The sequence below is a fragment of the Variovorax sp. PvP013 genome, from assembly GCF_050435945.1.
Taxonomy (GTDB): Bacteria; Pseudomonadota; Gammaproteobacteria; order Burkholderiales; family Burkholderiaceae_C; genus Variovorax.
The window spans coordinates 380,699-404,547 of sequence record NZ_JBNDLF010000003.1 but is presented as its reverse complement, the minus strand read 5'-3'; the positions used below and the strand labels follow the sequence as shown (position 1 = coordinate 404,547).

Below are 23,849 nucleotides of genomic sequence, written 5' to 3'. Positions count from 1 at the left end.
GCGCGTGGCTTCCTTTCTCAGGCCATGCGCGCGGGCCGGGCCGAGGCCTGCGCGACACAAAAATCGATCAGGGCATCGATCTCGTTGGACTTGTCGAACACCGCATCGGCACCGAGTTGCAGGCACCGTCGACGGATGTCGGTCGTCGCGTAGTTGCTCAGGACGATCACCTTCTGGTGAGGCCTGCGCTCGACGCAGCCCTGCAGCACCCCCAGCCCGCTGCCTTGCTTGAGGAACAGGTCGACGATGGCCAATTCCCAGCTGTCGGTGTTGCGATCGAACCAGTTCCGGGCTTCGTCTTCCGCCTCGGCGTGGCCGACCGCCACGATGCACGTCAGTTCTTCCAACGCGTCGACGAGGTTTTCGCGGATCGTGGAGTTGTCTTCGACGATGAAGGTTTTCAATCTGGAGTCCATGCCGAAGCCATATCGTGTCATGCACGCCGACCTTGGCATGCCAACCGGGATCATGTTGATTGTTGGAGATCGCCCGCCGGAGTCTTGCAAGGCTTCGAAGTCTGCGACCGTAGGAGCCCTCTTACCGGGAAAGGCCGGATCGCCGTAGGCCATCCCCCACAGGTCGTGCGGTCCCCAGATGACCGGTATTCGGGCCCAAAACCCTTTAAGTTGCGAGAGGTGACGGATGATCGGACGAAGGGGTCCGGCGTCCAGTCGTCTCTTTCCGATTCGGGAGGCCTACCGCCCATGCACACAACAACGAACACATCGCGGCGACATCTCCTCAGGCGCATCGGCATCGCCGCGGGCATGCTGCTGCTGGCGATGATCCTCGTCCTGGCATTCTTCCCATGGGACATGCTGCGCGGGCCGATCAATCGCTATGTCAGCGAGAAGACCGGACGCAAGTTCGAGATCACGCGCCATCTGGATGTCGGGTTGGGCCTTCGCACGGCCACCGTGAAGCTCGACGGCATCGAATTCGCCAATCCGGCCTGGGCGCGCGACCCCTACCTGGTGCGGGCCGAGCGCGCCGAAATCGACGTCCGCATCTGGCCGTTGCTGGTCGGCCGTGTCGTCTTGCCCCGCCTCGTGCTGTCGTCGCCTTCGGTAGGCCTTCAGATGGAGGAGGACGGGCGGCGGACGTGGGCGCTCGGCACTGACACCTCGGACCCGAAGACGACGCCGGAGATCGGCCTGGTCCAGATCGACAAGGGATCGATCGACTTCCTGGCCAAGCACCTGGGTGTCGACATGCACGCCGATGTCGATTTCGACAACGGCCGGGACGAGATGCCGCTCGACTACCGCATCAAGGGCACCTACAAGAACCAGCCCTTGACGGCGCAGGGGCGCACCGGCAACGTGATGCAGTTGACCAAGGTGGCCGGGTCGTCGCCGCCGTTTCCGTTGGAGATCGATGCCGCCGCCGGCCAGACCCGTTTGAAGGCGAAGGGCACCGTCGCGGCCCTGGAGGGTTTCGACGGCATCCAGGCCGACTTCGCACTGAGAGGTCGGAGTCTGGGCGAACTGTTCTCGCTGCTCGGCGTCGCGCTGCCCGACACGTCGCCCTATGCGTTGAGCGGCCGGGTCACCAAGGAGGCCGCGTTGTGGAAGGTGGAGGGCCTTCAGGGCAAGCTGGGACTCTCCGACATCGAAGGTGCGATGCGGTTCGACCAGGCGCAGAAGGTACCCCAGTTGAACGGCGCATTGCGCTCCAAGATCCTCGACATGGATGATCTGGGCCCCTTGATCGGCCTGCCGCCCACGGAGCGCTCCGCCAAGGCGATCGAGGGCGTCGAGGCACCCAAGCGCACGGGAAGCGGCAGCCGGGACAAGGTGTTCCCGACAGCCACGCTGGATTTCACCCGGCTGCGTGGCGTCAATGCCGACGTGAAGTACACCGCCGACCGCATCCGCAACGTCCGCGACGTGCCGCTCGATCGTGGCAGCGTGCATGTGCTGCTCAAGGATGGCCTGCTGACGCTGGACCCGCTCGACCTCGGCGTCGCCGGCGGCAAGGTGGCGGGAGCGATCCGCATCGACGCCGCGCAGAACCCGGCCGACATCCGGGCGTCGCTCCAGGTGAGCGCGGTGCAGATCAACCGTCTGATTCCCAAGGTCGAGACGATGCGCACCAGCCTGGGCCGCCTCGACGGTCGCATCAACCTGTCGGGTCGCGGCACCTCGGTGGCTTCCTGGCTGGGTGGCGCGTCGGGCGACGTCGCCGCCATGACGGGACGGGGCGAGTTCAGCAACCTGTTGCTCGAATTCATGGGCCTCGACGGTGCCGAGATCGTCAAGTTCTTCATCAAGGGCGACCGCAACGTCGTGCTGCGTTGCGCGGCCGTGGCGTTCGACGTCGACAAGGGCGTGATGTCCGGGCGCAGCCTGGTCTTCGACACGACCGACACCGTGTTCCATGCCGAAGGCAACGTGAACCTGGCCAAGGAAACGCTCGATTTCGTCATCAAGCCGCAGCCCAAGGACATGAGCATCCTGTCGCTGCGCACGCCCCTGGTCATCGGCGGCACGCTCGGATCGCCTTCGGCGGGCGTCGAAGCGGCACCCCTGGTCGCGCGTGGTCTGGCGGCCTTGGCGCTGGGCGCGATCAATCCGCTGCTCGCCTTGGCCGCGACGGTGGAAACCGGACCGGGCCAGAACGCCGACTGCCAGGAGGTGCTCAGCGAAGCGCGCACGCCGCAATCGGCGGCCGCCAAGGAAGGCGCGATCAAGGGCAAGGCTGCCAAGCAGTAGGAAGCGGGGCGCCTCAGTCGGCCGGAAACCGAGCACGGTCGCTGCAGACCGGACATTGCGGATCGCGTGCGAGGCCGAAGCTGTCGAACGCGACGCTTCGCCCGTCGAAGACGAGCAGACGCCCCGCCAGCGAAGGACCGATGCCCGCCAGCAGCTTGAGCGTCTCGTTGGCCTGCAGGGTGCCGATCGTGCCGACGACGGTCGAGAAGGCCCCCAGCACGGCGCAGCGGGTCTCTTCGAAGACCGCATCGGGCGGAAAGACGCAGGCGTAGCAAGGCGATGCCGGATCCCGGGGGTCGTAGACGCTCAGCTGGCCGTCGAAGCGGATGGCCGCGCCCGACACCAGCGGCACGCCGGCGCGCATGCAGGCGCGGTTGACGTCGTGCCGGGTCGCGAAGTTGTCGCTGCAATCCACCACCACGTCGATGTCGACCATCGCCTCGGCCAGCCAAGCCGGGTCGGCGCGCCGTTCGAGCGCCGTGACGGCGATGTCGGGATTGATCTCCTGCATGGCGGCCGCAGCCGACGTCACCTTGGATTGACCTACGCGCGCCGTCGAATGGGCGATCTGGCGCTGCAGGTTGGTGAGGTCGACGAGGTCGTCGTCGATCAGCGTGATGCGCCCCACGCCGGCCGCCGCGAGGTACAGGCACACCGGCGAGCCCAGGCCACCCGCGCCGATCACCAGCGCGTGGGCCGCACCGACGCGCGACTGGCCATCGATGCCGAATTCCTCCAGCAGGATGTGCCGCGAATAGCGCAGCAGCGCGTCGTCGTCCATGCGAGACCCGGAAACACCGGAAGGCAGCGCGATGCGGGCCGTCGACGGCCCGCCCGGCTCGGGCCTCCTAGTTCTCCTTCTTCTCTTCCTTGTTCTCCACCACGACCTGGGTCTTGCTGGCGACCACCGGCACGCCCTTGAGGTTGTTGAGCGCCTGGCGCAGCGGGAAGTCCTCGGCGCTGCCGAACTCGGGCGTCTTGCGATCCTGCGGCGGCTTCTTGGCTTCTTCCTCGAGCCGCTTGCGGGCCTCGTCGCGGGCCTTCTCGCGCTCGGGGTCCTTCTGCTCCGGACCCTGGCCGCTGGCCAGATGCTTCTCCAGGTCGGCCTCGCGCATGCGCAAGGCGGCGTAGGGACTGCCCTCGGCGGTCTCGTCGACCAGCACGTTGGGCACGATGCCCTTGGCCTGGATCGACGTGCCGCTGGGCGTGTAGTAGCGGGCCGTGGTGATCTTCAGGCCCGTGTCCGGGCCGAGCGGGCGCACGGTCTGCACCGAGCCCTTGCCGAAGGTCTGGCTGCCGATGACGGTGGCGCGCTTGTGGTCCTGCAGCGCGCCGGCGACGATCTCGCTGGCCGAGGCCGAACCTTCGTTGACCAGCACCACCAGCGGCACCGTCTTGAGCGCGGCGGGCAGGCTGCGCAGCGCGTCGCTGTCGCTCGGGCGGCGTTGGTAGAACTCGGGCGCCGCCTTGTAGACCGCCTTGCTCTCGGCGAGCTGGCCGTCGGTGGAGACCACGGTGACGTTGGCCGGCAGGAAAGCCGTGGAGATCGCGACCGCCGCGTCGAGCAGGCCGCCCGGATCGTTGCGCAGGTCGAGCACCAGGCCCTTGAGGTTGGGGTCCTGCTTGTAGATCTCGTCGACCTTCTTGACGAAGTCGTCGACCGTGCGCTCCTGGAACTGCGACAGGCGGATCCAGGCATAGCCCGGCTCCACGATCTTGCCGCGCACCGACTGCGTGCGGATCTCCTCGCGCGTGATGGTGACGGGGAAGCTGCGGTTCTCGTCCTTGCGGAAGATCGTCAGCAGCACCTTGGTGTTGGCTTCGCCGCGCATCTTCTTGACGGCGTCGTTGAGCGACAGGCCGCGCACGGCGGTGTCGTCGATGCGGGTGATCATGTCGTTGGGCTTGATGCCGGCGCGGAACGCGGGCGAGCCTTCGATGGGGGAGACGACCTTGATCAGTCCGTCTTCCTGGGCGATCTCGATGCCCACGCCGACGAAGCGCCCGGAGGTGCCTTCTCGGAATTCCTTGAAGGACTTCTTGTCGAAATACTGCGAATGGGGATCGAGCCCGGCGACCATGCCGGAGATGGCGTCGGAAATGAGCTTCTTCTCGTCGACGGTCTCGACGTAGTCGCTCTTGACCATGCCGAAGACGGCGGCGAGCTGCTGCAGTTCCTCCAGCGGCAGCGGCGCGAGCGAGCCGCGCGCGACGGTCTGCAGCGAGACGGTGGTCAGCACACCGGCGACGGCGCCGGCGGCGACCCAGCCGGTGATTTTCAGTTTCTGGCCCATGTGTGATTCCTTGTCGGCTGTCGGATCAATATACAGCCCGCTGCTTGGAAGCGATCGGCGTGGCGCGGTTCCCCTGACGCATCGTCCGGTTACGCGCGCGTCAGGCCTTGCCCTGCGACGCGACGGCCGCGGCGGCCTTCGCCACGGCCTCGGCATCGCCCAGGTAGTAGTGACGCAGCGGCTTGAGCTGGTCGTCGAGTTCGTAGACCAGCGGGATGCCGTTGGGGATGTTCAGGCCGACGATGTCGTCGTCGGAGATGCCGTCGAGGTACTTGACCAGGGCGCGGATCGAGTTGCCGTGCGCCGCCACCACCAGGCGGCGTCCGCTGCGGATGGCCGGCGCCATCGATTCGTTCCAGAAGGGCAGCACGCGCGCGACGGTGTCTTTCAGGCACTCGGTCAGAGGGATCTGCTCCTGGGCCAGCTTGGCGTAGCGGATGTCGCCGCGCTCGCTGCGCGGGTCGGCGGCGTCGAGCGGCGGCGGCGGCGTGTCGTAGCTGCGGCGCCACACCAGCACCTGCTCGTCGCCGTACTTCTTGGCCGTCTCGCCCTTGTTGAGGCCCTGCAGCCCGCCGTAGTGGCGCTCGTTGAGGCGCCAGGAATGCACCACCGGCAGCCAGGTGCGGTCGAGTTCGTCGAGCGTGTGCCACAGCGTGCGGGTGGCGCGCTTGAGCACGCTGGTGTAGGCGACGTCGAAATCGTAGCCTTCGGCCTTGAGCAGCCGGCCGGCCTGCTTGGCCTGCTCGACGCCGGTGGGCGTCAGGTCGACGTCGGTCCAGCCGGTGAAGCGGTTCTCGAGATTCCAGGTCGATTCGCCGTGGCGGATCAGTACCAGCTTGTGCATGAGGGAGGCCTTTGAGTGCGGAGGCAGCGGACTGCGAAAGGCAGCATTCTAAAATCCGCGGTTTGCCATTCAAGGAACATCGTGAAATTCATCGTCGACAACTGGATGCTGATCCTGATCGCGCTGAGCTCGGGCGGCATGCTGGCCTGGCCGCTGATCAGCGGCGCGCGCGGCGGATCGCTCACGGCCCAGGGCGCGGTGCAGCTCATCAACCGCGAGCGCGCGGTCATGGTCGACGTGCGCGAACCCGACGAATTCGCCGCCGGCCATGCCACCGGCGCGCGCAACGTGCCTTTCGGCCAGCTCGAACAGAAGCTCGTCGGTGCCGTCAAGAACAAGTCCGTGCCGCTGCTGCTGATGTGCGCCAGCGGCACGCGCGCCCAGCGCGCGCTGGCCACGGCCAAGAAGCTCGGCTACGAGCAGGCCCAAGTCGTGGCGGGCGGACTCAAGGCGTGGAAAGAGGCTAACCTGCCCATCGAGAAGGCCTGAGCCGGACGGCTCGCCCGCTCTCCGCGCCGTCCCCGGCGTCCATCGGGACGCGGACGGCATCCTCAACCCCACGACCCCTTTCCCATGCAAACCGTCAAGATGTACACGACGGCCGTCTGCCCCTACTGCATTCGCGCCAAGCAGATCCTCAAGTCCAAGGGCGTCGAGCAGATCGAGGAGATCCGCATCGACAGCGACCCGCAGGCGCGCGTCGCCATGATGGCGTCGACGAAGCGTCGCACGGTGCCGCAGATCTTCATCGGCGACACCCACGTCGGCGGCTGCGACGACCTGATCGCGCTCGATGGCCGCGGCGGTCTCGTGCCCCTTCTGCAAGGCGCCTGAACCGCGCGCGACGGCCTGCTTCCGGTCGTCCCGGGACCGGCGTCGCCACAGGCCATAATCGCCGGCTCGTTCCCATCCGGCCTGCGATTCCGGCGTCCCCGTACCCGCCGCAGGCTCTCCATTCGACTTCGAAAGCTCAGCCATGGCCGACACCTCCGATCCCGTGTTCCAGATTCAGCGCGTCTACCTGAAGGACCTGTCGCTGGAACAGCCCAACTCGCCCGGCATCCTGCTGGAGCAGGAACAGCCGACCGTCGACATCCAGCTCGGCGTCGACGCCCAGCCGGTCGCCGAAGGCGTCTTCGAGGTCACCGTGTCGGCCACCGTGCAGACCAAGATCGGCGACAAGACCGTGTTCCTGGTCGAGGCCAAGCAGGCCGGCATCTTCGAGATCCGCAACCTGCCCGAAGACCAGATGAGCCCGATCCTGGGCATCGCCTGCCCGCAGATCGTCTATCCGTACCTGCGCGGCAACGTCGCCGACGTGATCCAGCGCGGCGGCTTCCCTCCGGTGCATCTGGCCGAGATCAACTTCCAGGCCATGTTCGAGCAGCAGCAGGCGCAGGCCGCCGGCCAACCGTCCTCCATCCTCACCCAGTGATCCGGCCCGTCCCGGCGCCGCGGCTCGCCGTCGGACGTCGAGGCGAACGCCGGATCGGCCGCTGCCCATGAAGATCTGCGTCCTCGGTGCCGGTGCCTGGGGCACGGCGTTGGCCGTCGGTGCCGCCGAGCGCCACGACGTGACGCTCTGGGCACGCGACGCGGCCCAGGTCGCGGCCATGTCGGCCGCGCGCGAGAACATCCGCTACCTGCCCGGCATCGCCTTGCCGGCCTCGCTGCGCATCGCCGGCGGCGACGCTGCGGCGCTGGCCCGCGAGGCCGACCTCGTCGTCGTCGCCACGCCGATGGCCGCCCTGCGCGAGCAACTGACGGCCCTGCGCGACCTCGACGTGCCGCTCGCCTGGCTGAGCAAGGGCATCGAACCGATCCCCTCGTCGAGCGATGCGGGCGATGGCACGCGAACCCGCCACGGCCTGCTGCCGCACGAGGTCCAGGCGCAGGTCGCGCCGCGCCTGCGTGCCGGGGCCCTGAGCGGACCGAGCTTCGCGCAGGAGGTGGCGCGCGGCCAGCCCACGGCATTGGTCGCCGCCAGCGTGCACGCGGACGTGCGCCAGGCGCTGGTCGATGCCTTCCACGGTCCCCGGCTGCGCGTCTACGCCAACGACGACATCGTCGGCGTCGAGGTCGGCGGCGCCTTGAAGAACGTGCTGGCCATCGCCACCGGGCTGTGCGACGGCCTGTCGCTCGGACTCAACGCGCGCGCGGCGCTCGTCACGCGCGGGCTGGCCGAGATGACGCGCTTCGGCCTGGCATTGGGCGCGCGGGCCGAGACCTTCATGGGCCTGTCCGGCCTGGGCGATCTGGTGCTGACGTCGACCGGCGACCTGTCGCGCAACCGCAAGGTCGGCCTGCTGCTGGCGCAGGGCCGCACGTTGGCGCAGGCGGTGGAGTCGCTCGGCCACGTGGCCGAAGGCGTCTACTGCGCGCGCACCGTGGTCCAGCGCGCGCAGCACCTGGGCATCGACATGCCGATCGCCTGCGGCGTGGTCGCGCTGCTCGACGGCCGCATGCGGCCGGACGAGGCGGTGGTCGAACTGATGGGCCGCGGGCCGGGCGTCGAGCCCTGAAGGCGGCCGACCATGTCGTGCGACGACCGCGCGGACGCGCAGCCATCGATCGGATCGCGACAGTCACCGGCGCGCCGAGCCCGAATCCATTGCTCCCGGAACACCCCATGAACGACCGCTTCTTCGATTTCTCGACGGCCGGCGTGGCCGCGCTCGCCGCCGCCGACGCCGCCCGGGCGCTCGCCGAGGACGTGGGCGACGGCGACCTCACGGCCGGCCTGATCCCCGCCGATCGCCGGGCGACGGCGCGCGTGCTGCTGCGCGAGCCGGCGGTGCTGTGCGGCGCGCCCTGGGCCGAGGCGGTCGTGCGCCGGCTCGATCCCGGGGCGCGCATCGTCTGGCACGGCGCCGAGGGCGCGCATTGCGAGGCCGGGCGGACCGTGCTGGAGATCGAGGGCGACGCGCGCGCCCTGCTGACCGCCGAACGCACCGCGCTGAATTTCCTGCAGCTGCTCAGCGCCGTCGCGACCTGCACGGCCCGCCACGCCGAGGTGCTCCGCGGCACCCGCGCCGTCGTCGTCGACACCCGCAAGACCCTGCCCGGCCTGCGCCTGGCGCAGAAGTACGCGGTGGGAATCGGCGGCGGCACCAACCACCGCATCGGCCTCTACGACGCCATCCTCATCAAGGAGAACCACATCGCCGCGGCCGGCGGCATCGCCGCGGCGCTGCGGGCCGCCGAACCGCTGGCGGGGCGGGCGAAGTTCGTCCAGGTCGAGGTCGAGACCCTGGACCAGCTCGACGAGGCGCTGGCCTGCGGCGCGCGCATGATCCTGCTGGACAACATGGACCTGCCGACGCTGCACGAGGCCGTGCGCCGCAACGGCGCGGACGCCGGCCGGCGGGCGGTGCTGGAGATCTCCGGCGGCGTCACGCTCGAGGGCCTGCGCGCCCTGGCCGAGACCGGCGTGGACCGCATCTCGGTCGGTGCGCTGACCAAGGACGTGAAGGCCATCGACCTCTCGATGCGCTTCCAGGAACAGGACTGAACCATGGCGTCTCCCGTCATCAGCGTCGACTACGAACAGCCGCTGGCCGCCGGCACCGCGTGCGACACGCGCCACGCCTGGGCCCGCGTGCCGCCCGAGCCGGCTCCGGCCGAGCGCGAGGCGCTCCAGCAGCGCATCCGCCATCTGCTGCGCGAGCGCGACGCCGTGATGGTGTCGCACTACTACGTGCATCCCGACCTTCAGGACCTGGCCGAGGAGACCGGCGGGCTGGTGAGCGACTCGCTGGAGATGGCGCGCTTCGGCCGCGACCATCCGGCGCGCACGCTGGTGGTCTCGGGCGTGCGCTTCATGGGCGAGACGGCGAAGATCCTGTCGCCGGAGAAGCGGGTGCTCATGCCCGACCTCGACGCCACCTGCTCGCTCGACCTGGGTTGCCCGGCCGACGAGTTCGGCGCCTTCTGCGACCGCCATCCCGACCGCACGGTCGTCGTCTACGCCAACACCAGCGCGGCCGTGAAGGCGCGCGCCGACTGGCTGGTGACCTCGAGCTGCGCGCTCGACGTGGTGCGCGCCCTGTCGGCGCAGGGCCGCAAGATCCTCTGGGCGCCCGACCGGCACCTGGGCGACTACATCCGGCGCGAGACCGGCGCCGACATGGTGAGCTGGGAGGGCGCGTGCATCGTGCACGACGAGTTCAAGGCGCTCGAGCTCGAGCTGCTCAAGCAGGCGCATCCCGAGGCCCGCGTGCTGGTGCATCCGGAGTCGCCCGCCGAAGTGGTCGCGCTGGCCGATGCCGTGGGCTCGACCTCGGCCATCCTCGACGCCGCGCGGCAGATGGACGCCGCCACCTTCATCGTCGCCACCGACAGCGGCATGCTGCACAAGCTGCGCACGCTCAACCCGGGCAAGACCTTCATCGAGGCGCCCACGGCCGGCAGCGGCGCGAGCTGCAAGAGCTGCGCGCACTGTCCGTGGATGGCCATGAACGGCCTGGCCGACCTGGCCCGCGCCCTGGAGACGGGCGTCGGCGAGATCCACGTCGACCCCGCGCTCGGCCTGCGCGCCCGCGTGCCGATCGACCGCATGCTGGCCTTCACCGCCGGATTGAAGAACGGCCTGCCGCCCGGCGCGCTGGTGCCGCACCTCGGCGCGGCCTGATCCGGGGCGTCGCCGGGGCGCGCGTCCCGCGCGTGCGTGCTACGCCAGCCGTTCCTTCACGTACGACGGCCGGTCCATGTCCACGATCTCCACGCTCAGCTGCACCAGTACGCCCGCGGGGCGGGGCGCGTGGCGGCGCAGGACGTCGGCGATGCGGCCGGTCAGGTCCCGCTTGGTATCGGCGTCGCGACCCGACAGCAGGCGCAGCTGGGCGTGGACGAAGGCGCGGTCCTCGGGGGCGGTGCCGATGGCGAAGCGCGAGACCGGGACGAAGCGCGTCTTCAGGTCGGCTTCGTTCTGGATCTCCGGGCTGGCCGTGACGGCGGCGTTGAGCTCGGCGAGGACCCGGGCTTCCGGGAAGTCGCTCAGGTTGCTGGTGTATTCGATGACCAGGTGCGGCATGTTGGATCTTTCCTTGGATGCGGTGGAACAGGTTCAGGCCAGCTCGAGCACGCAGGCGTCGCCCGAGGATTCGCGCCAGACGCGCACGCGGTGGACCGGCGGCTGCAGGTCGGCCAGGGCGTCGGCGATGAAGACGCACAGGTTCTCCAGCGTGGCGGGGCCGAGGCCGGGCACGTCGTCGAGCAGGTGGTGGTCGAGCCGTTCGCGCAGGGCGTCGCAGCGCGCGCGCAGGTGGCCCAGGTCGACGACCATGCCGGTGGCCGCGTCGCGCGGTCCGCGTACGGCGACCTCGGCCTGGTAGGTGTGGCCGTGGATGCGGCGGCTGCCTTCGGCCCCGATCTCGCGCCGCAGGGTGTGGGCGGCGTCGAAGAAGAAGCGCTGGCTGAGGGTGAATTGCGGGATGGGCATGGGGTCAACGAATACCGGTCAGCTTGTGGGTCTGCAGGCTCAGGCGCCAGGACGGATGGCGCAGGCAGGTGTCTATGCACAGGGCGATGTTCTCGGCCTGCGCCGGGCCGTCCATGGGCTGCAGGAAGCGGTGCGCGAAATCGCTGCCGGCGCGCAGCGTCTCCAGGTCGAGCCCGGGCTGCGGCCACACCACCTTGAGTTCCTGGCCGCTGCGCTGCACCCAGGGCGCGCCGGCCTTGGGGCTGATGCACAGCCAGTCGATGCCCGCGGGCGCGGCGACGGTGCCGTTGCTCTCCACGGCGATGCGGAAGCCGCGCGCGTGCAGGGCGTCGACGAGCGCCGCGTCGACCTGCAGCAGCGGCTCGCCGCCGGTCAGCACCGTCAGGCGCGAACCGGGCGTGGCGTCGTCGGCCGGCCACTGGGCGGCGATGGTGTCGGCCAGGCGCTCCGCGTCGGCGAACTTGCCGCCGAGCGTGCCGTCGGTGCCGACGAAGTCGGTGTCGCAGAAACGGCAGACGGCGCGCTCGCGGTCGGCCTCGCGTCCGCTCCAGAGGTTGCAGCCGGCGAAGCGGCAGAACACGGCCGGCATGCCGGCCTGGCCGCCTTCGCCCTGCAGGGTGTAGAAGATTTCCTTGACGCTGTAGCTCATGGGGGATCCGAAGAAAGAAAGGGCGCGCGGGACGCGGCGGTGCGCTCAGGCCGCCGGCACCAGGATGGTGGGCAGCGCCGTCGCGGCGAGCGCGGGGTGGTCGCGGCTGAAATGCAGGCCCCGGCTCTCGTGCCGCGCCTGCGCCGAGCGCACGATGAGATCGGCCACTTGCACCAGGTTGCGCAACTCCAGCAGGTCGCGCGTGACGTGGAAGTGGGCGTAGAACTCCTGGATCTCGGCGGTCAGGAGCGCGATGCGGTGGGCGGCGCGCGCCAGGCGCTTGTCGGTGCGCACGATGCCCACGTAGTCCCACATGAAGCGGCGCAGCTCGTCCCAGTTGTGGGCGACGACGACCAGCTCGTCGGCATCGGCGACGCGGCTGTCGTCCCAGGGCGGCGGCGGCTCGGCGGCCGCGCGCGCCGGCGCCTCGGCGATGGCCCGCGCGGCGGCGCGCGCGAACACCATGCACTCGACCAGCGAGTTGCTCGCGAGGCGGTTGGCGCCGTGCAGGCCGGTGCAGGCGGTCTCGCCGACGGCCAGCAGGCCCGGCACGTCGGTGCGTCCGCTCAGGTCGGTCACGACGCCGCCGCAGGTGTAGTGGGCCGCGGGCACGACCGGAATCGGCTCGCGCGTGATGTCGATGCCCAGCTCGGCGCAGCGCGCGAGGATGTTGGGGAAGTGCTCGCGCAGGAAGGCCGGGCTCTGGTGCGAGATGTCGAGGTGGACGCAGTCCAGCCCGTGCTTCTTCATCTCGAAGTCGATGGCGCGCGCCACCACGTCGCGCGGCGCCAGTTCGGCGCGCGCGTCGTGCGCGGGCATGAAGCGGTGGCCGTCGGGCCGCTGGAGCAGGCCACCCTCGCCGCGCACCGCTTCGCTGATCAGGAAGGACTTGGCGTGCGGGTGGTAGAGGCAGGTCGGGTGGAACTGGATGAATTCCATGTTCGCCACCCGGCAGCCCGCGCGCCAGGCCGCGGCGATGCCGTCGCCGGTCGCCGTGTCGGGGTTGGTGGTGTAGAGGTAGACCTTGCCGGCGCCGCCAGTCGCCAGGATGGTGTGCGGGGCGCGGAAGGTGCGCACCTCGTCGGACGCCGCGTCCAGCGCGTGCAGGCCGATGCAGCCCGGGTCCGCCCGGCCCAGCCGGCGTCCGGTGATCAGGTCGACCAGCGTGTGGCCCTCGAACAGCGTGACGTTGGGCGCGCGGCGCACCGCGTCGATCAGCACGCGCTGCACGGCCGCGCCGGTGGCGTCGGCGACGTGCGCGACGCGCCGCTGGCCGTGGCCGCCCTCGCGCGTCAGGTGCAAGGCGCCGTTCTCCAGCGAGAAGGGCACGCCCAGCTCGCGCAACCACGCGACGGCCTCGGGAGCGCCTTCCACCACGAAGCGCGTGGCGGCCGGGTCGCACAGGCCGGCCCCGGCGACCAGGGTGTCGTCCACGTGCGCCTGCAGGCTGTCGCCCTCGCCGAGCACCGCGGCGATGCCGCCCTGCGCCCACTGGCTGGCGCCGTCGGCCAGCGCGCGCTTGGTGAGCGCCGCCACGCGGTGCGTCGGCGCCAGGTGCAGCGCGGCGCTCAGGCCGGCCAGGCCGCTGCCGACGACGAGGACGTCGAATTCGTGCGAGGACATGGGATCGATCAGTCGGTTGCCGGGGCGGGAACCGGCGAATAGGCCAGCCGGACGTAGATCGGCGCGAAGGCTTCGGCCTGCGTGATGTCGATCAGCGTCTCCTTGGCGAGTTCCAGCATCGCGATGAAGGTCACGACCAGCACCGGCACGCCGCGCGCGACGTCGAACAACTGCTCGAACTCGACGAAGCGCCGTCCCTGCAGGTGCCGCAGCACGATGCTCATGTGCTCGCGCACGCTCAGGGCCTCGCGCGAGATCGTGTGGTGCTGCACCAGCTTCGCGCGCCGCAGGATGTCGGCCCAGGCGTTGCGCAGGTCGACCGGGTCGACGTCGGGAAAGCGCGGGGTGCGCGACTGCTCGATGTGGGCCTGGGCGGCCCAGTGGTCGCGCCCGAGGGTCGGCGTGGCGCCGAGGGCGGCGGCCTGCAGCTTGGCCTGTTCGTACTCCAGCAGGCGGCGCACGAGTTCGGCGCGCGGGTCCTCGGCCTCCTCGCCGTCGGCCACCCGCTTGGGCGGCAGCAGCATGCGCGACTTGATCTCGATGAGCATCGCCGCCATCAGCAGGTACTCGGCGGCGAGCTCGAGGTGCGTGCGGCGCACCTGGTCGACGTAGGCGAGGTACTGCCGGGTGAGGCCCGCCATCGGGATGTCGAGGATGTTGAAGTTCTGCTTGCGGATCAGGTAGAGCAGCAGGTCCAGCGGACCCTCGAAGGCGTCGAGGAAGACCTGCAGCGCCTCGGGCGGGATGTAGAGGTCGTTCGGCAGCGCGAAGAGCGGTTCGCCGTAGAGGCGCGCCAGCGCGATCGGATCGACGTCGTCCACCGGGGCGGACTGGAGGAGGGCGGGGTCGGCGCCGTCCGGCGCGACGGCCGGCTGGGCGTGCACCGGCTTACTTGGCCTGCGTCTGGTAGACGTAGGGCTGCTGGGGCACCTTGGCGTCCAGGTCGTCCTTCAGGACGCCGAGGTCGACGGGCTGCTTGTCCCACAGGAGCGCGCGGCCGGTGCGCTGGTCGGCTTCGAGATGGGGCCGCTTCTGCTTGAGTTCGTCGATGAACTGCGTGATCTCGGAGGTGTAGTGGGGACGATTGAAGATGGACATAGACTGGGACCCTTTGCGTCGATTTTACGGGGGGACGGCATGTCAACACGATCCGGTGGGAACCGGCTGGCGGCCGCGCTGCTGGCACTGGCCGCCGTGCTGGCGCTGCCGGCCTGCGATTCGAAGCGCATCGAACGGCTGGAGGAGGGCGTGTCGACCGAGGCCGACGTGCGAGCGAGCTTCGGCGAGCCGGAGAACGTCTGGGACGCCCCGGGAGCGCCGGGCGGCCGCGTCCTCGAATACAACCGCCAGCCGCAAGGCCAGAAGAACTACATGATCACCATCGGCGCCGACGGCCGCATGAGCGCCCTGCGCCAGGTGCTCGCGCCCGAGAACTTCGCCCGCGTGCGCCCCGGCATGGCGATGGAGGACCTGCGCAAGCTGCTGGGCAAGCCCGCCAAGGTCACGCCCTATGCGCTCAAGCGCGAGACCGAGTGGGAATGGCGCTGGGTGCAGCCGCCTAACTCGCCGATGGTCTTCACCGCCGTGCTCGACAGCGACCAGCGCGTGGTGCGCAGCGGCTCGTCGGCCGACCGGGCGGTCGAGCCGAACTGAGGCCGGCGTCGATGCCGCCGGCGCCGGTCACTTCGGCGCGTCGGCGCCCAGGACGCGTGCTTCCAGGATGCCGGTGGCCTTGGTGCCGCTCATCACCACGCGGATGGCGGTGGTGGTGACGGCGAAGTCGACGCGGTTGAAGGTGTCGAGCGCCATGCCCACGGGCAGGAGCTTCTGCCAGGCGGTGCCGGTCCAGTACTCGATGTTGGCCACCGTCGGCGTGGCGATGCCGGCGCCGTCGTTCCACCAGTAGACCTCCATCGCGCTCAGCGACTTCGGCGCGGCCCAGGTGAAGCTGACCCAGTCGGTGAGGCCGTCCTTGCCTTGCCAGTTGCCGTAGGCGCCGTGGCTGTGGTCGGCCGAATTCGCCGGCACGAAGCCGTCGTTGACCGCCGCCAGGCTCTCCCAGGGCGAGACCAGCGAGGTCGCGAGCTGGGCCGTCGAGGCGATGTTCGTGGCCGTGGCCGCATCGGCGCCCCACACCCGCGCTTCCAGGATGCCGGTGGCCTTGGTGCCCTTCATGGACACGCGCAGTTGCGTGGTCGTCACGCCGAGGGTTGCGCGGTTGAAGGTGTCGAGCGCGGTGCCGATGGTCGTCAGGGGCAGCCAGGCGGTGCCGCTCCAGTACTCCACGGTGGTGGTGGTCGGCGTGGCGATGCCGGCGCCGTCGTTCCACCAGTAGACCTCCAGCGCGCTCAGTGCCTTCGGCGCGGCCCAGGTGAAGCTGACCCAGTCGGTGAGGCCGTCCTTGCCTTGCCAGTTGCCGTAGGCGCCGTGGCTGTGGTCGGCCGAATTCGCCGGCACGAAGCCGTCGTTGACCGCCGCCAGGCTCTCCCAGGGCGAGACCAGCGAGGTCGCGAGCTTGGCCGAAGGCGCCAGGTTGGTCGTCGTCACCGCATAGCGGCAGGCCTTGACCGTGCCTGGGATCGGATCGCCGAAGACCGCGTTGGTGCAGGCGATGGCGCCGGTGACGCCGGCCTTGACGGCCCACTGGCCGTTGGCGCCGTACCAGACCGTGGCGGTGCCCCCGGCGGGGAGCGTGCAGGTCTGGCCTTCGGCGCCGCAGCCGGTGGCCGTGGCCGGCGGCGCGGCGGCGGGCGCGGTCGAGCCGCCGCCGCCCGTGCCGGCCGGCGCGGCTTCCTCGGCGCCGATCTGCTGCAGGTACGACACCAGGTTCGACAGGTCGGTCGCGCCCAGGTTGGTGCCCGAATGGGCCTGCACGGCGGCCGCGAGCGTCGGCGCGCTGCCGTCGTGCAGGTAGGGCGCGGTGGCCCAGACGTCGCGCAGCGTCGGCACGTCGAGGCCGCCGATTGGCGCGCCCAGGCGCTGGCCGCTGCTCGTGCGCAGGGTGCCGACGTTGCGCAACGCGTTGGCGTCGGCGCTGATCGTGAAGGGCGCCCCGGCGTGGCAGCTGGCGCAGTTGGCGTTGGCGAAGACCGCCTTGCCGGCCTGCGCCGACGTGGTCAGCGAGGCGTCGGCGTTGCGCAGCGGGCTGGGCGCGAAGGTGTCGAGCGAGCCCAGGTAGGCGGCCAGCGCGTCGAGGTCGGCGCTGACGCCGGCCTTCCTGTCGCCCAGCGGCTGGGCGCGGGTGCCGGTGGCGTACTGGGCGTCGCTCATCAGGCCGGTGCCGCCGGCGAAATCGCGGATCTGCTTCTCGAAGTCCTGGATCTCGTCGCCGTTGGCGCTCCAGTGGGTGAAGCCGTGGCCCGTGCCGGCGCGGCCCTTGAGCGCGATGGTGTTGCGCAGGCCTTCGCCGAAGCCGGTGAAGTCCCAGGTCCGGCCGTCGTGGCCGGCGTCGCTGTGGCAGGCGGCGCAGCTCATGTAGCTGTCGCGCGCCAGGCGCGTGTCGCGGGCGTCGTAGAACAGCTGCTTGCCGGAGAGCACCTGCGCGGAGAGCTTGTCCGCGCCCACCGTGACGACCGTCGCGATGGCCGGCAGGCGCAGTTCGCCGTTGGCCACCAGCGGCGCCAGGTTCAGCACGCCGATGCCGCGGTCCATGAAGTTCTGGACGTACAGCGTGCGGCCGTCCGCCGACACCGACAGCGCCTGCGGCGCGCGGCCGACGTCGGCCTTGAACAGTTCGCGGCCGCCGGCCGCGTCCACCACCGCCACCTGGCGGCTGGTCTCCAGCGCGACGAACAGGTAGGCGCCCGAGGGGTGGAAGGCGGCGGCGGTGCCGAGGCTGGAGTTGTCGTGGTCGATGCGCCGGGCGTAATCCTCGGCCAGCGTGGCCAGGTCGATGCGCGAGGAGATGGCGCGCACGGTGTTCTGGAAATCGAGGCCCTGGCCGCTGCGCAGGGTGCCGCGCTTGACGTTGTCCTGCTTGGAGGGCACCCAGGCCGACTTGCCGTCCGGCGAGATCGTCGCGGCCGCGAGGTAGTTGGGGATGCCTGCGCCCTGGATCTCGGTGTCGGTCTTGTCGCTGTGGCGCAGGACGACCGTCTTGCCGACGGCGAGCGTCGAGGCGTTGACCGCCAGCACCTCGCCGCCGCCGGTCGTGGTGGTGACCGTCGCCGTGCCCTCGCCCGCCAGCGGCGGCGTGATGAAGCGCGAGACCAGCACGGTGGCCCCGTCGCCCGTGATCGACAGGTGGCGCGGGTTGGCGCCGACGGCCGCCGTCGCCTGCACGGCGCCGCTGGACGCGTCGAGCCGCTGCAGCTGGCCGAGCGCCTCCAGCACCACGAAGGCGGCGCCGCCGCCGGGCGCGAAGACCAGCCCGTGCGGCTGCGAGGCGCGCGGCAGCGCCACGGTCCGCGCCACCGCCAGCGTGGCCGGGTCGACGATGCTGAGGGTGGCCGAGGCCTTGTTGACGACCCAGATCCGGCCGTCCGGCGCCACCGCGACGCTGCGCGGCGAGGTGCCCACGGCGATCTCCGCCACGCGGGCATTGGTGGCGGTGTCGACGACGGCCACCGAGTCGTTGTCGGGGTTGGCCACCCACAGCCGTGCCGAGGCGTTGGCGCGCGCCTCCAGCGCCGTGGCGCCCGAGGCGTTGGGCTTGCGCGCCGTCGGCGTCGCGCCCACGGCCTGGACGAAGTTGCGGCGACCCACCGAGCCGTCGGCCGCGCGGGCCGTCAGCGCGACGGCGTAGACCCCCGGCTGGGCGTAGGCGTGCGTCGCGGCGGCGCTGGCGCTGAAGGCCGTGGCGGCCGAGCCGTCGCCGAAATCCCAGCTGTAGGTCGTGCCGGCGACCGCCGCGACGGCGTAGCTGGCCGTGCCGCCGGCCACGATGACCGGCGCGCTGACGCTGGCCGACAGGTCCGGCGGGTTGTAGGGCGTGGTCGTCACGGCCGGGGCGCTGGTGTTGGCGCCGATGGCGACGATGGTGCCGCGCGAGGGCACGCCGGCCGCGTCGATCGCGATCAGCTGGTAGTAGCCCGGCGGCACGGTCGCCTTGTCGGGCACGGTCGTGGTCAGGCGGTAGGTGTCCTGGGAGAACGCGAGCGGGATGCGGCGCTGGCCGGAATTGAACGAGTGCGTGCCGGTGCTCAGGCCCACCAGCACCATCTGCGAGATGGCGCCGGCGCCGCTCATGTCGACCTGCAGGGTGTCGCCGTTGACGTACGACAGGCCGCTCAGGCCGGCCATGACCGGGCGCGGCGCCAGCTGCGCGGCGCCGTTGACCGTGCGGAACAGGTAGGGCGGGTAGTACACCTCGGCATTGAGGTTGGTCACCGGGCCGGGCGCGCCGCCGCCGGTGGAGAGCACCGTGCCGTTGGGCATCAGCACGCTGAAGGAGTGGTAGCCGCGGTAGACGGCGGCGCTGGGGCCGGTGCTCCAGGTGCCCGAGGCCGGGTCCCAGGTCTCGGCGGCGTAGACCGCGTTCGCGCCGTTGGCGTTGCCGACCCGGGTGCCGCCGGTGACGAGCACGCGTCCGGTGGGCAGCACGATGGCGTTGGGGAAGCGGCGCGGCGTCTTCATGGCCGGCTGCTCGGTGAGCCGGGGCGTGCCGCCGGTGATGTCGATCGCCGTCGCCCTGGCGCTCGCGGGCAGGCCGTCGCCGTTGAACGAGCCGTTGCCGCCGACCACCAGGATGCGCCCCGGTGCGTACATCACGGCCGTGTTGGTGGCGCCGACGTTGGGCAGCGTGGTGGTGTTGGGCGCTTCCTTGAAGCGGCCGGCGACCGTGATCGCGCCGTTGCCGGCGGGGTCGAGGTACCACATCGTCTCGGCCGAGACGCCGAAGACGCGGCCGTCGGGCGCCACCCAGGCGCGCGGGTAGGAGGCGCGCAGGTAGTCCGGCCCGAAGGCGTCGCGGCTGTAGGCGCCGAACAGGGAGCGCCAGGCACCGTTCTCGAACACTTCCGGCGTCATCGACGCCAGGCCCTGCGCGACCGCCTGGTTGGGGTTGTCCTGCATGCCCTCGGCGTAGGGCACCATGCCGCCGAGCATCACCGGCCGGCCGTCGGGCAGGTTGAGCATCGTGGCGTACCAGCGCTCGTCGGCCAGGTTGGCGTTGCCGGTCGTCACGCTGTCCGTGGCCGGCGTGTAGAGCGTGGTCGTGACGCTGCCGTTGCCGCCGGAGATCATCAGCCGGCCGTCGCCCAGGTAGGTCGATGCGGAGCAGAAGCTGTCCTGCTGGCCGTCGCGGTAGGTGGTCCGGTGGCCGTTGGCGCCGAAACCCAGCGTCGGGTCCCAGAGGTCGAAGTAGCGGCCGTTCTGTCCGCCGCCGTCGAGCGTGGAGCCGTAGGTCAGGAGGCGGCCGTTGGGCAGCACGGCGGCGTGCAGGGCGTTGAGCGGCCAGTTCTGCACGCCCGACCACATGCCCTGCGCGGGCGCGTTGGCCGGGATCGTCAGGTTCTGCAGCACGGGATCCGCCACCGTCGGCACCGTGACCCAGCTCGAGGCCTTGAGCGCCGGCGCGCGTTCGGGCATGGCGGCCACGGTCGTGCCGCTCGGCGTCGTGGCGGTCGTCGCGACAGCGGCGTTCTTCGTCGCGTCGCCGCCGTCGCCGCCGCAGGCGGACAGGCCGGCGGCGACCAGCAGGCCGAGGGTCCGGCGCGCCCAGGAACGCCGGTGCGGCGGGCGTTCCGTGCGTGGCGGATGGGCAGGAGCGCGAGACGGGTGTGACATGGTTTCTTCTTGCGATGCTGGGAATGAGGGATGCCGCGGCGCGACCCCGACCCGGGATGCGGGCGGGCATGGGACCGGCGCGGCCGGAAGCGTCCGATGCCTGGGTCGGCTAGGGCGTTCGGCGCGCCTCGGCGGCCAGATCCCGCAACCGGGTCAGTTCGCCGGTCAGGCGCGCGACGTCGACGCCGGGGCCGCTGTAGCGCTGCATCAGACGGCCGCTGCCGTCGGCCAGCCACAGACCCGTGGCGTGGTCCTCGGGACGGACCGGCGCCGCGCCGCCACGGAACAGCCGCAATCGTTCGCCGAGCCGTTCGATGTCCTGCGGGCGGCCGGTGGCGAAGGTCCAGGACGAGAAATCCGCGCCGGCGCTGCGCCCGTAGGCGCGCAGCAGCGCCGGGGTGTCGCCCAGCGGATCGACCGAGATCGACACGAAGCGCACGTCGCGGCGCACCGGCGCGGGCAGGGCCTGCTGCAGGGCGGCGAGTTCCCGCGTCTGCGTCGGGCAGGTGGCGGCGCAGCCGGTGAAGACGAAGTTGAGCAGCACGATCTTGCCGGCCAGGCCGGCGCGCCGGAGGGCGTGCCCGTTCTGGTCGATCAACTGCAGCCCGTCGAGGTTGTCGAGGAAGTCGGGCGCGGTCGACGCCGCCGTGGCCGCCGCGGGCACCTTCGGCCGTGCTGCGCCGTGCAGGGCCAGGGCCACGCCGGTCGCCAGGGCCAGCAGCAGGGCGGCGGCGAGGCCGGCACGACCGGGCCGGCCGAAGGACCGGCGCGTGGGCGAGCGGGCGGTGGCGTCGCCCGGCGACGCGCCTGCATGGATTCCTGGCATCGACTTCATCCCAAAAAGTAGTACCTAGGTACTCAAAATCAGACCACTAAGGGCGTGATCGTAGGACAAAGTCTTACAAATTGCGTGGAAGTATTAGGCGTTTAGTACACAAATCGGGTTCCGGAGCCACGGTGTGTCTCTCCGGTGCGACGCCCTGACCGCGGTCAGGGCGTGCCGTCGGGGATCACGGCATCGGCCGCCGCGCCGATCGCCTTGCCCCCCAGGCGCACCGTGCCGACCGCCGCGTCGGCCGCCAAGCCGACCACCGAGGCGCCGACCCCGACGGCCGTGCCCGCCACCGAGACGGCGGCGCCGGCCACGGTGACCACCGCGCAGCCGCCCAGCGCTGCCGAGGCGACGCAGACCGTCAGCGCCAGGCCGGCGAGGCGCCGGCGCGCATGCCGTTCGAAGGACCGGCGCATGGCGCTCACCGCACCCGCATGCCGGGCACCGCGCCCGGCCAGGGTTCGAGCACGTGGATGCCGGGGACGGCCTTCTCGTCGGCGTGGCTGGCGGCCAGCACCATGCCCTCGCTGACGCCGAACTTCATCTTGCGCGGCGCCAGGTTGGCGACCATCACCGTGAGCTTGCCCACCAGCTGGTCCGGCGCGTAGGCCGAGGCGATGCCGCTGAAGACGTTGCGCGTGCGGCCCTCGCCGACGTCGAGCGTCAGGCGCAGCAGCTTGGTCGAGCCCTCGACGGGTTCGCAATTCACGATGCGGGCGATGCGCAGGTCGATCTTCGCGAAGTCGTCGATGCCGATGACCGGCGCGATCGCCTCGCCGCCGGGCGGGGGGGCGTCGCCGGCGGCGGGTGCCGGGACCGCCGCCGTCGTCGCCGCGCCCGCCGCCTTGGTGCCACCGGCCGCCGGGGCGGCGACGGGTGCCGCGGCCGGCTCGTCGGACGCGAACAGCGCGTCGATCCGCTTCGGATCGACGCGCTGCGTCAGGTGGCGGTAGTCGGCGATGGCGTGGCCGGGCGGCAGGGTCGTGTCGGCGTCCTGCCAGCGCAGCGGCTCGACGTTCAGGAAACGCTCGACGTCGGCGGCCAGCGCCGGCAGCACGGGCTTGAGGTAGATCGTGAGCAGGCGGAAGGCCTGGATGCAGGTCGTGCAGACGTCGTGCAGACGGGCCTCGGCGCCTTCCTTCTTGGCCAGTTCCCAGGGCTTGTTGGCGTCGACGTACTCGTTGACGCGGTCGGCCAGGGCCATGGTCTCGCGCATGGCGCGGGCGGTGTCGCGCGCGTCGTGCAGGGTGCGCAGGGCGGCGCCGGCCTCGCGCAGGGCCTGCAGCAGCGCGGCGCCGTCGGCCGACACCTCGCCGAGCCGGCCGCCGAAGCGCTTGGCGGTGAAGCCGGCCGCGCGGCTGGCGATGTTGATGTACTTGCCCACCAGGTCGCTGTTGACGCGGGCGATGAAGTCCTCGGGGTTGAAGTCGATGTCCTCGTTGCGGCCATTGAGCTTGGCCGCGAGGTAGTAGCGCAGGTGCTCGGGGTCGAGCCCGACGGCGAGGTACTTCAGCGGATCGATGCCGGTGCCGCGGCTCTTGCTCATCTTCTCGCCGCCCACGGTCAGGTGGCCGTGCACGTAGACGGCATCGGGCGCCTTGCGGCCGCTGAAGTGCAGCATCGCCGGCCAGAACAGCGTGTGGAAGGTGATGATGTCCTTGCCGATGAAGTGCACCTGCTCCAGCATCGGGTCGGCCATGTACTCGGCATAGCCGATGCCGTCGCCGCCGGCCTCGCGGGCCTGGGCGAGGCGGCGGTCGAGCAGGTTCTTCAGCGACGCCAGGTAGCCCACCGGGGCGTCGAGCCAGACGTAGAAGTACTTGCCCGGCGCGTCCGGGATCTCGATGCCGAAGTAGGGCGCGTCGCGGCTGATGTCCCAGTCGCCCAGGCCGGTGCGCGCGGGCCTGGCGGCGTCGCCCCCGGCCGGCGGCGCGTCGGGTGTCGCGTCGGCGGGCGCATCGGACGGCTCGTCCCGGTAGAGCCACTCGCGGATCTTGTTCTGCACCTCCGGCTGGACGTGGCCGGCGGCGGCGGTCCATTCCTTGAGGAAGGCCTCGCAGCGCGGGTCGGAGAGCTTGAAGAAGAAGTGCTCGGAGCTGCGCAGCTCGGGCTTGGCGCCGGAGAGCGCCGAATAGGGCGCGATCAGCTCGGTCGGCGCGTAGACGGCGCCGCAGACCTCGCAGTTGTCGCCGTACTGGTCCTTGGCGTGGCAGTTGGGGCACTCGCCCTTGATGAAGCGGTCGGCCAGGAACATGCCCTTCTCGGGGTCGTAGAACTGCTCGACGCTGCGCGTCTCGATCAGGCCCGCGGTGTCGCGCAGGTCGCGGTAGATGTCGCGGGCCAGTTCGTGGTTCTCCGGCGCGTCGGTGGAATGCCAGTTGTCGAAGGCGATGTGGAAGCCGTCGAGGTAGGGCTTGCGCCCGGCGGCGATCTCGGCGACGAAGGCCTGCGGCGTGACGCCGGCCTTGTCCGCCGCGATGGTGATGGCCGCGCCGTGGGCGTCGTCGGCGCACACGAAATTGACCTCGGCCCCGTTCATCCGCTGGAACCGCACCCAGATGTCGGCCTGGATGTATTCCATGATGTGGCCGATGTGGAACTTGCCGTTGGCGTAGGGCAGGGCGGTGGTGACGAAGAGCTTGCGCGGGGACATCGGGAGGGCGCTTTCTGGGGAGGGGACGAAGGACGTGGAGGCGGCGTCCGCCTGTGTGGATGCGAGGCGACGAA

22 protein-coding genes are annotated in these 23,849 nt (G+C 70.9%); 8 read left to right on the top strand and 14 right to left on the bottom strand.

The window, feature by feature from the left end; genetic code table 11:
- Positions 1 to 17 precede the first annotated feature (17 nt).
- A complete protein-coding gene (locus tag ABID77_RS12245) occupies positions 18 to 416 on the bottom strand; it encodes a response regulator (RefSeq protein ID WP_429596155.1) in 399 nt (132 codons plus the stop codon).
- Positions 417 to 704: 288 nt separating this feature from the next.
- On the opposite strand from ABID77_RS12245, the gene ABID77_RS12240 reads away from it, so the two are divergent.
- On the top strand, positions 705 to 2,714 hold the full coding sequence (locus ABID77_RS12240; protein ID WP_429596153.1) for an AsmA family protein: 2,010 nt from the start codon (positions 705 to 707) through the stop codon (positions 2,712 to 2,714).
- 13 nt (positions 2,715 to 2,727) lie between these two features.
- Here the strand turns inward: ABID77_RS12240 and ABID77_RS12235 are convergent, their stop codons facing one another.
- From ABID77_RS12235 to gpmA, 3 genes are all read right to left on the bottom strand, one after another.
- Complete coding sequence (locus tag ABID77_RS12235; protein WP_429595797.1) at positions 2,728 to 3,495, bottom strand: HesA/MoeB/ThiF family protein; 768 nt, start codon at positions 3,493 to 3,495, stop codon at positions 2,728 to 2,730.
- Positions 3,496 to 3,562: 67 nt separating this feature from the next.
- Positions 3,563 to 5,008 carry a S41 family peptidase gene (locus tag ABID77_RS12230; protein ID WP_429595794.1) on the bottom strand — a complete coding sequence of 482 codons (1,446 nt, stop codon included), beginning with the start codon at positions 5,006 to 5,008 and terminating at the stop codon, positions 3,563 to 3,565.
- A gap of 100 nt (positions 5,009 to 5,108) precedes the next feature.
- Complete coding sequence (gpmA, locus tag ABID77_RS12225; RefSeq protein ID WP_429595791.1) at positions 5,109 to 5,852, bottom strand: 2,3-diphosphoglycerate-dependent phosphoglycerate mutase; 744 nt, start codon at positions 5,850 to 5,852, stop codon at positions 5,109 to 5,111.
- Between the two features lie 81 nt (positions 5,853 to 5,933).
- On the opposite strand from gpmA, the gene ABID77_RS12220 reads away from it, so the two are divergent.
- From ABID77_RS12220 to nadA, 6 genes are all read left to right on the top strand, one after another.
- The gene (locus ABID77_RS12220; RefSeq protein WP_429595789.1) at positions 5,934 to 6,341 is read left to right on the top strand and encodes a rhodanese-like domain-containing protein; all 408 of its coding nucleotides are present in this window, start codon (positions 5,934 to 5,936) and stop codon (positions 6,339 to 6,341) included.
- An 84-nt stretch (positions 6,342 to 6,425) separates the two neighbouring features.
- Entirely contained in the window at positions 6,426 to 6,686 is a 261-nt protein-coding gene (gene grxC / locus ABID77_RS12215) for a glutaredoxin 3 (RefSeq protein ID WP_429595787.1), read from the top strand.
- A 142-nt stretch (positions 6,687 to 6,828) separates the two neighbouring features.
- Positions 6,829 to 7,287, top strand: coding sequence for a protein-export chaperone SecB (secB, locus tag ABID77_RS12210; protein ID WP_429595784.1), 459 nt, complete (start codon positions 6,829 to 6,831; stop codon positions 7,285 to 7,287).
- Positions 7,288 to 7,354: 67 nt separating this feature from the next.
- Positions 7,355 to 8,374, top strand: a complete 1,020-nt coding sequence (locus tag ABID77_RS12205) for an NAD(P)H-dependent glycerol-3-phosphate dehydrogenase (protein ID WP_429595781.1) — start codon at positions 7,355 to 7,357, stop codon at positions 8,372 to 8,374.
- A 107-nt stretch (positions 8,375 to 8,481) separates the two neighbouring features.
- Positions 8,482 to 9,363, top strand: a complete 882-nt coding sequence (gene nadC / locus ABID77_RS12200) for a carboxylating nicotinate-nucleotide diphosphorylase (protein ID WP_429595778.1) — start codon at positions 8,482 to 8,484, stop codon at positions 9,361 to 9,363.
- Between the two features lie 3 nt (positions 9,364 to 9,366).
- Positions 9,367 to 10,482 (top strand): quinolinate synthase NadA, encoded by a 1,116-nt coding sequence (gene nadA, locus ABID77_RS12195; protein ID WP_429595776.1) that lies wholly within the window; start codon positions 9,367 to 9,369, stop codon positions 10,480 to 10,482.
- 39 nt (positions 10,483 to 10,521) lie between these two features.
- Here nadA and ABID77_RS12190 read toward each other — a convergent pair whose 3' ends face one another.
- From ABID77_RS12190 to ABID77_RS12165, 6 genes are all read right to left on the bottom strand, one after another.
- Entirely contained in the window at positions 10,522 to 10,884 is a 363-nt protein-coding gene (locus tag ABID77_RS12190; protein WP_429595773.1) for a 5-carboxymethyl-2-hydroxymuconate Delta-isomerase, read from the bottom strand.
- Between the two features lie 33 nt (positions 10,885 to 10,917).
- Positions 10,918 to 11,292, bottom strand: coding sequence for a 6-carboxytetrahydropterin synthase (locus ABID77_RS12185; protein WP_429595771.1), 375 nt, complete (start codon positions 11,290 to 11,292; stop codon positions 10,918 to 10,920).
- Positions 11,293 to 11,296: 4 nt separating this feature from the next.
- On the bottom strand, positions 11,297 to 11,941 hold the full coding sequence (gene queE / locus ABID77_RS12180; RefSeq protein ID WP_429595769.1) for a 7-carboxy-7-deazaguanine synthase: 645 nt from the start codon (positions 11,939 to 11,941) through the stop codon (positions 11,297 to 11,299).
- Between the two features lie 45 nt (positions 11,942 to 11,986).
- Complete coding sequence (gene nadB, locus ABID77_RS12175) at positions 11,987 to 13,564, bottom strand: L-aspartate oxidase (RefSeq protein ID WP_429595767.1); 1,578 nt, start codon at positions 13,562 to 13,564, stop codon at positions 11,987 to 11,989.
- Between the two features lie 8 nt (positions 13,565 to 13,572).
- Positions 13,573 to 14,385 (bottom strand): segregation and condensation protein A, encoded by an 813-nt coding sequence (locus ABID77_RS12170; protein ID WP_429596150.1) that lies wholly within the window; start codon positions 14,383 to 14,385, stop codon positions 13,573 to 13,575.
- Between the two features lie 67 nt (positions 14,386 to 14,452).
- Positions 14,453 to 14,662 carry a DUF3460 family protein gene (locus tag ABID77_RS12165; RefSeq protein WP_429595764.1) on the bottom strand — a complete coding sequence of 70 codons (210 nt, stop codon included), beginning with the start codon at positions 14,660 to 14,662 and terminating at the stop codon, positions 14,453 to 14,455.
- Positions 14,663 to 14,701: 39 nt separating this feature from the next.
- On the opposite strand from ABID77_RS12165, the gene ABID77_RS12160 reads away from it, so the two are divergent.
- Positions 14,702 to 15,217, top strand: coding sequence for an outer membrane protein assembly factor BamE (locus ABID77_RS12160; protein WP_429595761.1), 516 nt, complete (start codon positions 14,702 to 14,704; stop codon positions 15,215 to 15,217).
- Positions 15,218 to 15,244: 27 nt separating this feature from the next.
- Here ABID77_RS12160 and ABID77_RS12155 read toward each other — a convergent pair whose 3' ends face one another.
- From ABID77_RS12155 to metG, 4 genes are all read right to left on the bottom strand, one after another.
- The gene (locus ABID77_RS12155) at positions 15,245 to 20,290 is read right to left on the bottom strand and encodes a galactose oxidase-like domain-containing protein (RefSeq protein WP_429595758.1); all 5,046 of its coding nucleotides are present in this window, start codon (positions 20,288 to 20,290) and stop codon (positions 15,245 to 15,247) included.
- Positions 20,291 to 20,399: 109 nt separating this feature from the next.
- Positions 20,400 to 21,116: an SCO family protein gene (locus ABID77_RS12150; RefSeq protein WP_429595756.1), complete on the bottom strand. Its 717-nt coding sequence runs from the start codon at positions 21,114 to 21,116 to the stop codon at positions 20,400 to 20,402.
- Positions 21,117 to 21,280: 164 nt separating this feature from the next.
- The gene (locus tag ABID77_RS12145; protein WP_429595753.1) at positions 21,281 to 21,538 is read right to left on the bottom strand and encodes a hypothetical protein; all 258 of its coding nucleotides are present in this window, start codon (positions 21,536 to 21,538) and stop codon (positions 21,281 to 21,283) included.
- 5 nt (positions 21,539 to 21,543) lie between these two features.
- Entirely contained in the window at positions 21,544 to 23,775 is a 2,232-nt protein-coding gene (gene metG / locus ABID77_RS12140) for a methionine--tRNA ligase (protein ID WP_429595750.1), read from the bottom strand.
- Between the last annotated feature and the right edge of the window lie 74 nt (positions 23,776 to 23,849).

Coding starts and splice junctions, on each gene's coding strand:
- ABID77_RS12205 (WP_429595781.1), top strand. CDS start 7,355: ATGAAGATCTGCGTCCTCGGTGCCGGTGCCTGGGGCACGGCGTTGGCC.
- ABID77_RS12230 (WP_429595794.1), bottom strand. CDS start 5,008: ATGGGCCAGAAACTGAAAATCACCGGCTGGGTCGCCGCCGGCGCCGTC.
- ABID77_RS12240 (WP_429596153.1), top strand. CDS start 705: ATGCACACAACAACGAACACATCGCGGCGACATCTCCTCAGGCGCATC.
- ABID77_RS12245 (WP_429596155.1), bottom strand. CDS start 416: ATGGACTCCAGATTGAAAACCTTCATCGTCGAAGACAACTCCACGATC.
- nadB (WP_429595767.1), bottom strand. CDS start 13,564: ATGTCCTCGCACGAATTCGACGTCCTCGTCGTCGGCAGCGGCCTGGCC.
- ABID77_RS12165 (WP_429595764.1), bottom strand. CDS start 14,662: ATGTCCATCTTCAATCGTCCCCACTACACCTCCGAGATCACGCAGTTC.
- ABID77_RS12235 (WP_429595797.1), bottom strand. CDS start 3,495: ATGGACGACGACGCGCTGCTGCGCTATTCGCGGCACATCCTGCTGGAG.
- nadC (WP_429595778.1), top strand. CDS start 8,482: ATGAACGACCGCTTCTTCGATTTCTCGACGGCCGGCGTGGCCGCGCTC.
- ABID77_RS12145 (WP_429595753.1), bottom strand. CDS start 21,538: ATGCGCCGGTCCTTCGAACGGCATGCGCGCCGGCGCCTCGCCGGCCTG.
- metG (WP_429595750.1), bottom strand. CDS start 23,775: ATGTCCCCGCGCAAGCTCTTCGTCACCACCGCCCTGCCCTACGCCAAC.
- gpmA (WP_429595791.1), bottom strand. CDS start 5,852: ATGCACAAGCTGGTACTGATCCGCCACGGCGAATCGACCTGGAATCTC.
- ABID77_RS12185 (WP_429595771.1), bottom strand. CDS start 11,292: ATGCCCATCCCGCAATTCACCCTCAGCCAGCGCTTCTTCTTCGACGCC.
- secB (WP_429595784.1), top strand. CDS start 6,829: ATGGCCGACACCTCCGATCCCGTGTTCCAGATTCAGCGCGTCTACCTG.
- nadA (WP_429595776.1), top strand. CDS start 9,367: ATGGCGTCTCCCGTCATCAGCGTCGACTACGAACAGCCGCTGGCCGCC.
- ABID77_RS12155 (WP_429595758.1), bottom strand. CDS start 20,290: ATGTCACACCCGTCTCGCGCTCCTGCCCATCCGCCACGCACGGAACGC.
- queE (WP_429595769.1), bottom strand. CDS start 11,941: ATGAGCTACAGCGTCAAGGAAATCTTCTACACCCTGCAGGGCGAAGGC.
- grxC (WP_429595787.1), top strand. CDS start 6,426: ATGCAAACCGTCAAGATGTACACGACGGCCGTCTGCCCCTACTGCATT.
- ABID77_RS12190 (WP_429595773.1), bottom strand. CDS start 10,884: ATGCCGCACCTGGTCATCGAATACACCAGCAACCTGAGCGACTTCCCG.
- ABID77_RS12160 (WP_429595761.1), top strand. CDS start 14,702: ATGTCAACACGATCCGGTGGGAACCGGCTGGCGGCCGCGCTGCTGGCA.
- ABID77_RS12150 (WP_429595756.1), bottom strand. CDS start 21,116: ATGCCAGGAATCCATGCAGGCGCGTCGCCGGGCGACGCCACCGCCCGC.